2 protein-coding genes are annotated in these 1,581 nt (G+C 39.8%); both read left to right on the top strand.

Going from position 1 to position 1,581, the window contains the following annotated elements:
• Positions 1-17: 17 nt before the first annotated feature.
• Positions 18-689 carry a helix-turn-helix domain-containing protein gene (locus tag EYB29_RS09245; RefSeq protein WP_051220505.1) on the top strand — a complete coding sequence of 224 codons (672 nt, stop codon included), beginning with the start codon at positions 18-20 and terminating at the stop codon, positions 687-689.
• 20 nt (positions 690-709) lie between these two features.
• Entirely contained in the window at positions 710-1,576 is an 867-nt protein-coding gene (locus tag EYB29_RS09240; protein WP_166627106.1) for an IS3 family transposase, read from the top strand.
• The last annotated feature ends 5 nt before the right edge of the window (positions 1,577-1,581 follow it).

Genomic DNA, 1,581 nt, shown 5'->3' with positions numbered 1-1,581 from the left:
ACTTAGGAGGTTTTATTATGGCTCGACATCGTAGTTTTGAAGAAAAAATTAGTATTATTGAATACTACTTGAAGCATGGTAGCCAGCAAGATACACAAAAGAAATTTAATGTAAGCATCCAAAGTTTAAAAGATTGGATGAGATTATATCAAGAGAAGGGCCCTGAAGCTTTGAGACATGAGCCCAAGCATCAGACATACACAAAAGCATTTAAGTCAATGGTGGTAGAAGAATATCTTAATCAATCCATTAGTTATAGAAGCTTAGCTATAAAATACAATATTCGTGCCTATTCTACTGTAAAGAAATGGGTTAAGGCGTATACTGAAGGTAAACGAGTTAAATCTACCTTCGGAGGTAAGCCATTGATGGTTAAGTCAAGACAGACCACATACCAAGAACGATTAGACATTGCACAGTATTATGAGGCAAATGAAGTGAGTATTCGTGAACTATCTGAGCTTTTTGATGTCACCTATCAGCAAGCTTATCAATATGTGAAAAAATATGAAGCAGCTGGAAAGTATGGTTTAGAAGACCGACGCGGCAAGCGAAAGCCTGAAGATGCATTGAGTGAAGTCGATCAATTGAAACGCGCGCTAGAACAAGAGCGTCGTCAACGTCGGAAAGTGGAAGTAGAGAATGCGTTTCTAAAAAAGTTGGAAGAACTCGAGCGGAGACAAAAATAAGCCGAGTTCGTGGCCATAGGGTGCATGAAGCCATTACTGAATTACACAGGGTCGGCTATACAATCTCGGAACTATGTGCGGTCGCAAATATCAGTCGTCAAGCATATTATAAATATTTGAACCGTCAGCCCCCACAATATGAGATTGAGAATGCAGTCATCGCATCCACCATTGCTGAGTTATACCTAAAATATAAAGGTGTCCCTGGATATCGAATGATGCGTCATCTAGTGAATCGCCAACTTAATACCGCATACGGTGCGAGACGTATCTTACGCATCATGCGACTCATGGGTATACAATCCGTCACAAGTAAAAAGAAACAAGTCCGCACACAGAAATCTGGTGATTTGACTGCAACAAATACATTGGGTCGACAGTTCGTTTCTGAATTTAAGAATGAGAAATGGCTAACGGATGTTACAGAATATAAGCTTAAGAATGGCTCGCGTGTCTACATGTGTGCGATATTGGACTTATTTGATAATAGTATTGTCGCCCATCGTTTTAGTTTGAGGAATAATAATCAACTTGTGTTGGATACGTTTAAAGCTGCTTTAAAGTGCAATCCACTGGCTTCACCCATGGTGCACAGTGACCGAGGATACCAGTTTACCTCTTATGGTTTTAGACAACTGTTAAATGTGAATCAGATGACTCAGAGCATGTCTAGAGTGGGGAAATGTATTGATAATGGGCCGATGGAGTCATTTTTTGGTAAGTTAAAATCAGAGCGTTATCACTTAGTTAGAAAGTCAGGTGGCTATGCCACCTACCAACACCTGGTGGAAGATCTCAATCATTATATCCATTTTTATAACCATGAACGACCACAAGATGTGCTGTTTGGTTTGACACCAATCGAACTTCGTCGTGTGGCTGCATAAAAAAA

Origin of the sequence: Jeotgalicoccus sp. S0W5 (genome assembly GCF_011634875.1) — a bacterium.
Taxonomy (GTDB): domain Bacteria; phylum Bacillota; class Bacilli; order Staphylococcales; family Salinicoccaceae; genus Jeotgalicoccus; species Jeotgalicoccus marinus.
Note: the sequence above shows the minus strand (reverse complement) of the source record. Positions and strands in the feature narration are given on the sequence as shown.